The sequence below is a fragment of the Aminivibrio pyruvatiphilus genome (assembly GCF_004366815.1).
GTDB lineage: Bacteria > Synergistota > Synergistia > Synergistales > Aminobacteriaceae > Aminivibrio > Aminivibrio pyruvatiphilus.
Genome location: NZ_SORI01000041.1, coordinates 1 through 7,351, shown reverse-complemented (window position 1 = coordinate 7,351; position 7,351 = coordinate 1). Strand labels below are relative to the sequence as shown.

General features: G+C 58.0%; 7 protein-coding genes. 5 read left to right on the top strand and 2 right to left on the bottom strand.

Annotation, left to right across the window (positions count from 1 at the left end; all coding sequences use genetic code 11):
- Window positions 1–619: 619 nt before the first annotated feature.
- Window positions 620–919 (bottom strand): type II toxin-antitoxin system PemK/MazF family toxin, encoded by a 300-nt coding sequence (locus C8D99_RS14830; protein ID WP_243833969.1) that lies wholly within the window; start codon window positions 917–919, stop codon window positions 620–622.
- Here C8D99_RS14830 and C8D99_RS15620 point away from each other — a divergent pair.
- On the top strand, window positions 848–1,000 hold the full coding sequence (locus C8D99_RS15620) for a hypothetical protein (protein ID WP_243833970.1): 153 nt from the start codon (window positions 848–850) through the stop codon (window positions 998–1,000). The genes C8D99_RS14830 and C8D99_RS15620 overlap by 72 nt on opposite strands.
- Here the strand turns inward: C8D99_RS15620 and C8D99_RS14825 are convergent.
- Window positions 940–1,092, bottom strand: a complete 153-nt coding sequence (locus C8D99_RS14825) for an antitoxin MazE family protein (protein WP_243833968.1) — start codon at window positions 1,090–1,092, stop codon at window positions 940–942. The two genes, C8D99_RS15620 and C8D99_RS14825, sit on opposite strands and share 61 nt — an antisense overlap.
- A gap of 1,401 nt (window positions 1,093–2,493) precedes the next feature.
- Between C8D99_RS14825 and C8D99_RS14820 the strand changes: the two genes are divergently transcribed.
- The 4 genes from C8D99_RS14820 to C8D99_RS14805 all read left to right on the top strand — a co-directional run bounded on the left by C8D99_RS14820 (window position 2,494) and on the right by C8D99_RS14805 (window position 7,351).
- A complete protein-coding gene (locus C8D99_RS14820; protein WP_133959281.1) occupies window positions 2,494–4,164 on the top strand; it encodes a GspE/PulE family protein in 1,671 nt (556 codons plus the stop codon).
- A gap of 19 nt (window positions 4,165–4,183) precedes the next feature.
- Window positions 4,184–5,263, top strand: a complete 1,080-nt coding sequence (locus C8D99_RS14815; protein ID WP_208321216.1) for a type IV pilus twitching motility protein PilT — start codon at window positions 4,184–4,186, stop codon at window positions 5,261–5,263.
- Window positions 5,264–5,412: 149 nt separating this feature from the next.
- Window positions 5,413–6,627 carry a type II secretion system F family protein gene (locus C8D99_RS14810; RefSeq protein WP_133959279.1) on the top strand — a complete coding sequence of 405 codons (1,215 nt, stop codon included), beginning with the start codon at window positions 5,413–5,415 and terminating at the stop codon, window positions 6,625–6,627.
- A 418-nt stretch (window positions 6,628–7,045) separates the two neighbouring features.
- A complete protein-coding gene (locus tag C8D99_RS14805) occupies window positions 7,046–7,351 on the top strand; it encodes a prepilin-type N-terminal cleavage/methylation domain-containing protein (protein WP_133959278.1) in 306 nt (101 codons plus the stop codon).

The following is a 7,351-nucleotide window of genomic DNA, read 5'->3' as shown; positions in this document are numbered from 1 at the left end:
AAGTCCTTTTTTTATTGGATTACAGATGAAACAGAGCATTGCGAAGCGGAGAGTTTCCGGCCACAGCCGGAGATTCTCCGCTTTTTTCGTGCTCTTTTGTCTGTCATCCCGAGCGGAGCGATCGCGCTCGCGCAGCATCCAGAGCGCAGCGGAGGGAGCATCCCCGGAGGGGGAGGATCTGGTCTTAGGTTTGTCATCCCGAGCGAGCGCAGCGACCGAGGGATCTCGGGTTTGCTTTTGGGTTGCTCAACTGCGGGATCCCTCCCCCTCCGGGAACGAGATCGGCCATAAACCCGGCCTTCGGGATGACAGAGCCATTGCTGTCGTCCCGAGGGGAGCGCATCCACCGAGGGACCTGTTCTTGACTTCGGGTTGCCCTTGTTTGTCATCCCGAGCGAGCGCAGCGACCGAGGGATCTGCCCTTGCTGTCATCCTGAGCGAAGCGATCGCGCAGCATCCAGAGCGCAGCGGAGGGAGGTATCTGCTCTTAGGTCTGTCATCCTGAGCGGAGCGAAGGATCTGCACTTTGGGCCTTCAGAATCACCCCCGAGATCCCTCCCCTCCGGGAACGAGATCGCCTTCGCTCGGTATGACACCAATGGGTAAAACAGACTTTCGCCTAAGCAAACCCCAGAAACACGGCCAAAGCCCTAGTCACGGTGAGCATCTCCGTATCGCTTATCCGCCCGAAGGGCTCACCCGCCTTCTCCCGGGGAATCGTCATAGCCTTGTCTACCATGACCTGCGACCGTTTTGTGAGGCCGTTTTTCTCACCAGGTTCAAGAGCAACCCGGAAAATCGGCGCATCCCGAAGGTCGCTGGTCACAGGAAGAACCGTAACGGAAGGATGCTCATCGAACAAATCGGACTGAATCACGAGAGCAGGGCGGGGTTTGCCATAATCACCCTGGAGAGCGATGGTAATAAGATCGCCCCGCCTCATTCCCAGCCCTCAGTGTCCGATGCGGCGGCGATAAAGTCCAAAACCTCCCGTTCCTGAACATCGTTCTGAAGCAACAGGGATTGACGGCGGCATTCCCGGACAAATTCCGGCCTCTTTGTGTCAGGGACCCAAATCTGTATGGGCCGCATTCCTGACTGAGCCATCAACTTTCTGTGCTTCCGGACACGGTCCCTGGTTTGAATACCCATCGCAATCCTCCCTTTCATCGAATTCGTTACATGAAACAATAGCACCGGGAGGGTAAAACTTCAAGAGTAGTCATCCTGAGCGAACGCGAAGGATCTGGTCTTGATTCTAAAATTTCTTAACTCCGAGATCCTTCGGGCAAAACCCGCCCTCAGGATGACAGAACTATAAACCTGGCCTCGGGGTTACTTTTGCCTGTCGTCCCGAGCGAAGCGATCGAGAGACCTCGGAGTTGCCCTTGTCTGTCATCCTGAGCGGAGCGAAGGATCTGTTCTTGGTTCTGGATTTCTCAAACCCGAGATCCTTCGGGCAAAACCCGCCCTCAGGATGACAAAACCAACCATAAAACCTGTCTTTGATTCTAAACGCCCTCAAACCCGAGATTCCTCCTTTGCACGGAATGACAAAGCCATAAACCACCGGTCTTGGGTTTGCCCTTGTTTGTCATCCTGAGCGGAGCGAAGGATCTGCTCTTGGTTCTGGATTTCTCAAACCCGAGATCCTTCGGGCAAAACCCGCCCTCAGGATGACAGAACTATAAACCTGGTCTCGGGGTTACTTTTGCCTGTCGTCCCGAGCGAAGCGATCGAGAGACCTCGGAGTTGCCCTTGTCTGTCATCCTGAGCGGAGGATCTGTTCTTGGTTCTGGATTTCTCAAACCCGAGATCCTTCGGGCAAAACCCGCCCTCAGGATGACAAAACCAACCATAAAACCTGTCTTTGATTCTAAACGCCCTCAAACCCGAGATTCCTCCTTTGCACGGAATGACAAAGCCATAAACCACCGGTCTTGGGTTTGCCCTTGTTTGTCATCCTGAGCGGAGCGAAGGATCTGCTCTTGGTTCTGGATTTCTCAAACCCGAGATCCTTCGGGCAAAACCCGCCCTCAGGATGACAGAACTATAAACCTGGCCTCGGGGTTACTTTTGCCTGTCGTCCCGAACGAAGCGATCGAGAGGCCTCGGAATTGCCCTTGTCTGTCATCCTGAGCGGAGCGCTCGCGCAGCATCCAGAGCGCAGCGGAGGGAGCATCCCCGGAGGGAGCATCCCCGGAGGGGACCGAGGGATCTGCCCTTGCTGTCATCCTGAGGAGCGGTTTTGGCGACGAAGGATCTCGGGGTTGCTTTTGGGATTGCTCAACCCCGAGATCCCTCCCCTCCGGGGACGAGATCGCATTCGCTCGGGATGACACCATTCTGTCGTCCCCCCTTAAAACCCTTAAAAAAACAAACTGTACGGCAATAATATCCGCCACATTTCTGACGTATCACGTTGTGTAATCACCATTCTTGCGCTATCATCATTGTAATGTAACTATCAAACAATGCTGGGCGGTAGATCATATGACCAAAGCGCTGCGATTGGGAGATCTTCTCGTCGAATCGGGAGCCATAACCCCGGAACAACTCGGACAAGCCCTTGCCGATCAGAAGTCGAACGGCCTGCGGCTCGGTGAAACGCTGGTCAAGAACGGCTCCCTCACCGAGGGGAAGCTCCTCGACGCCCTGAGTGCCCTCCTCAAGCTCCAGATTTACTCTTTGTCACGGTACCGCCCCATGCCCGAAGCACTCCGGATGGTACCGGAAAACGTTGCCCGGCGCCTCCACGCAATACCCCTTTCGGTTGAGGACGGCAACACCCTGCTGGTCGCCATGTCCGACCCCCTGGACATCATAGCCCAGGACGAAATCCGCATGCTCACGGGCATGGATATCAAAGTAGGCATCGCCTCGCCGTCGGAAATCGAGCGGAACCTCGAACGGCTCTACAGCATCCAGGAGTCCATGGAAGACGCAAGCCTCGAGCTCATGGACACCGCCGTGGGAGACATCGACCTCACCCAGGCCATGGGAGAAGCCAACCCCGACGACGCGCCGGTCATACAGCTCGTGAACCAGGTCATCGAGCAGGCGGTCAGGGAAGGCGCCTCTGACATCCACATCGAGCCCTTCGAGAAGAACACCCGGGTGCGGTACCGCATCGACGGCCAGCTTTTCAACGCCTTCGACTTCCCCAAGCACCTGCACCCTGCCGTCTCCTCCCGAATGAAAATCATGTCCGCCATGGACATTTCAGAAAAAAGGCGTCCCCAGGACGGACGAATCCTCATCAAGGTCCTCGGCCGCAGGGTGGACCTCAGGGTCTCCTCCCTGCCTACCATCTATGGTGAGAAGATCGTTATCCGTATCCTCGACCAGGGCAACGCCATGGTCGGCCTCACCAAGCTCGGACTCGACGCAGACGATAAACTTCTAGTGGACCAGGTCTGCAACGCCCCCTACGGCATCGTCCTCGTCACCGGGCCGACGGGAAGCGGAAAATCCACCACCCTCTACTCGGTCCTCGAACAGATCAACAAGCCGGAAGTCAACGTGGTCACCGTGGAGGACCCCGTGGAATACACCATCTTCGGCATCGGCCAGGTCCAGGTCAACGAGCGGGCGGGCCTCAATTTCAACAACACCCTCCGCTCCATCCTCCGCCAGGACCCCGACAAGATCATGGTGGGAGAGATCCGGGACGGAGAAACGGCCCAGCTCGCCATCCGGGCCGCCCTCACGGGGCACCTCGTCCTTTCCACCCTCCACACCAACGACGCCCCCAGCGCCGCCATTCGGCTCATCGACATGGGCATCCAGCCCTTCCTCGTATCCTCCTCCCTGCTCACCGTCATCGCCCAGCGCCTCGTCCGGAGCCTGTGCAGCGCCTGCAAGGAAGAATACGAACTGCCCGAAAAAGTCGCCGAAACCCTGGACGTCCCTGCAGGGACAAAAGTATTCCGCCCGGTGGGGTGCAACGAATGCCGGGGCACGGGGTACCGCGGCCGGTCCGCCATATTCGAGATCATGGCCATAACCGACTCCATCCGGCAGCTCATCGTCTCAGGAGCATCCGCCGACGTCCTCAGAAGGGAAGCGTTGAACAACGGCATGAAAAGCCTCAGAAAATCCGGCATCCGCAAGATACTCGAAGGCAGAACAAGCGTGGAAGAAGTTCTGACGACCACCTTTTAAATAAGGCGAGGTGAACGAAATGCAAATCAGGATACACGATCTACTGGCGGAAGTGCTCCGTTCGGGCGCAAGCGATCTTCACCTCGGCGTCGGTCATCTTCCGTGCTTCCGGATCGACGGCGACCTCCATCCGGTGGCGGGACTCCCATCCCTTGCCCAGGAGGACGTGGAACAGGCCATATCCGACATCCTGCTGCCCGAGCAGATGGCCTCCTACCGGCAGAGCAGGGAATACGACTTCAGCTTCACCTACCATGCCCCCACGGGGGAGGAAGCCCGCTTCCGGGGAAACTGCTTCTTCGAATCGGGCAACATGACCCTGGCCCTCCGGCTCATCCCCATGAGAATCCGGTCCATCGAGGAACTGGGCCTGCCCCGGTGCCTGCTCGAGGTCACCGGACAGCGAAGGGGCCTCTTCCTCGTCACCGGGCCCACCGGCCACGGCAAAACCACCACCCTCGCCGCCCTCATCGACGAAGTCAACCGCAAGCGGCGTGACCACGTGGTCACCATCGAGGATCCTGTGGAATACGTCTACAAGTCCCAGAAATCCATCATCCACCAGCGGCAGGTGGGCATCGACACCCGCAGCTTCGCCGAGGCCCTCCGGCGGGTGCTCCGGCAGGACCCCGACGTCATCCTCATCGGCGAAATGCGCGACCTGGAAACCGTCTCCTCGGCCATCACCGCCGCCGAAACGGGCCACCTGGTCTTTGCCACCCTCCACACCCAGGACGCCGCCCAGTCCATCGACAGGATCATCGACGTCTTCCCCCCCCACCAGCAGCAGCAGATCCGCATCCAGCTCTCCGCCGTCCTCGTGGGGATATGCTCCCAGCAACTCATCCCCCGCCCCACGGGCGGCCGGGTGGTGGGCACGGAAATCCTCTTCGCCAACCCCGCCGTGCGGAACTGCATCAAGGAGGGAAAGACAAACCAGATCAAGACCCTCATCCAGACGGGGGCAAGCTCGGGAATGCACACAATGGAGCAGTGCCTCGCCGACAAGGTCAACGAGGGACTGATTCCCGTTGATACCGCCATGGCCTACGCCTACGACCCCAAGGATCTCCAGAGGATCCTCTTCGGCCAGAACTGACGCCAAAACCCCTGCAGAATGAGTCTGAAGCCCTATTTTAACGGGGGCGGGCGTTTGTTAGAATCCAAACTGTGAATACTATTTCAAAAATAACCTGAATGTCCGGGGAAAAGTCGGTATACAAGAAAGACGAGCCGAGGTGACGGAATATGGAATTCAAATTCAAGGCGCGATCACCTGAAGGAAAAATCGTCGAGGGTGTCATCCAGGGAGATTCCCAGGACGCCGCCGTTGCCACCATGCGGGAACGGGGCATGATGCCCATCACCCTCACCCGCAGCGGAAGGGAAAAGGGCGGCGAATCCTTCCGGGAAATTCTCCACCGCATGGGCTCCGTCCCCCTGAGGGACAAGGTCATCTTCTTCCGGCAGCTCGCCACCATGATCAAGGCCGGCGTGACCTTGGGCAACGCCCTGAACATCCTCGTGGACCAGACAAAGAACCCCCGCCTCGCCGACTCCATCCGCCGGGTCAAGATGGCCGTGGACGGAGGATTCTCCCTCAGCGGCGCGCTGCGGACCAGGGCAGAATTTTCCACCCTCATGGTCTCCATCGTCTCAGCAGGCGAGGAAGGAGGCAAGCTCGACGAATCCCTCGACCGACTGGCCACCTTCCTGGAGCGCCAGGACGAACTCCGCAGGAAAATCGTTTCCGCCGTGACCTACCCCGCGGTGGTCATTCTCTTCGCCTTCTTCATCCTCTACATCCTGGTCACCGTGGTCATGCCCCGGTTCTCCCAGGTCTTCCGGGGGCTCAACGTCCCTCTGCCCACCCTCACCGTCCAGGTGTTCAACTTCTCGGAGTGGATGGCCGAATTCTGGTACATCCCCCTGCTGGCCGTCCTTCTCTTCGGAGTGGCAGTCTCCATGCTCGCAAAGAACAAGGACACCAAGCCCGCCATGGACGCCATGAAGCTCCGCCTTCCCATGGTGGGTGACATCTTCTTCAAGAGCGCCATGGCCCGGTCCAACCGGACCCTCGCCTCCCTGGTGGACTCCGGCGTGCCCATTCTCAAGTCCCTTGAGATGACCGCCGAAGTCACCGACAACGCCGTCATCGGCAAGGCCTACACCTCCCTCCGGGACGCCGCCCGCAAGGGCGCCTCCCTGGGCGACACGGCCAAGAACATCCCCGTCTTTCCGGTGATGATCGCCCACATGATGAAGGTGGGCGAGGAAACCGGCCAGCTCGAAACCATGCTGGACAAGGTTGCCGGATGGTTCGAAATGGAGCTTGACGAAAAAATCAAGCGCCTCACCTCCATACTGGAGCCCGTACTGATCATATTCGTGGGCGGCATCGTCGCCCTGGTGGCGCTGGCCATCTTCACGCCCATCGTCACCGCCATACAGACCATGATGTAGAGAAGAGGAGAACCGGACGGTCGGAGAAAGGGGAGGATCGGAAAAAGCTTGTCATCCTGAGTAACACTAAGGACCGCTCCTTAGGTTTTGTCATCCTGAGGAGCGAAGCGACGAAGGATCTCGGTTTGTTGTCATCCCGAGCAACGCGAGGGATCTCGGGTTTGTCATCCTGAGGAGCGAAGCGACGAAGGATCTCGCATTTGACTCTGTCCTTTGTCATCCCGAACAAGCGTGTTTCTTGTCATCCCGAGCATCGCGATCGCGCAGTATCCCCGAAGGGGAAGGATCTCGATTTTGATTCTCGTTTTTTCACCACCGCCCCACCGCGCCCAAAAACAATCCGCCCGAAAATGAGCGGTAAACGTTATACGCAACAGGCAGCAAGAGCAACACACCATCATACAGGAGGGGAAAACCCATGAAAAAAGTTATGAAGAAGCGCACAGGATTCACCCTTGTCGAACTGCTGATCGTCATCATCATCATCGGCATCCTGGCCGGAGCCATGCTCCTCGTGGCCGGCAGCGGAACAGACAAGGCCGAAGCGACGAAGATCGTGAGTAACCTTAGGTCTATGAAAGCGGCTGCGTTGCTCTATTATGCTGATAATCCTTCTGAGACTACGGTTCCTAGGAGCCTGTCGGACTGGCCTTCAAAACTCCGTCTCATGAGCTCCATCTGCTCCGGAGTTCATAACTTCCAGGATACGAAAGCGTCATTTTAA

Coding starts and splice junctions, on each gene's coding strand:
- C8D99_RS15620 (WP_243833970.1), top strand. CDS start 848: ATGCTCATCGAACAAATCGGACTGAATCACGAGAGCAGGGCGGGGTTT.
- C8D99_RS14825 (WP_243833968.1), bottom strand. CDS start 1,092: ATGCGGCCCATACAGATTTGGGTCCCTGACACAAAGAGGCCGGAATTT.
- C8D99_RS14820 (WP_133959281.1), top strand. CDS start 2,494: ATGACCAAAGCGCTGCGATTGGGAGATCTTCTCGTCGAATCGGGAGCC.
- C8D99_RS14815 (WP_208321216.1), top strand. CDS start 4,184: ATGCAAATCAGGATACACGATCTACTGGCGGAAGTGCTCCGTTCGGGC.
- C8D99_RS14810 (WP_133959279.1), top strand. CDS start 5,413: ATGGAATTCAAATTCAAGGCGCGATCACCTGAAGGAAAAATCGTCGAG.
- C8D99_RS14805 (WP_133959278.1), top strand. CDS start 7,046: ATGAAAAAAGTTATGAAGAAGCGCACAGGATTCACCCTTGTCGAACTG.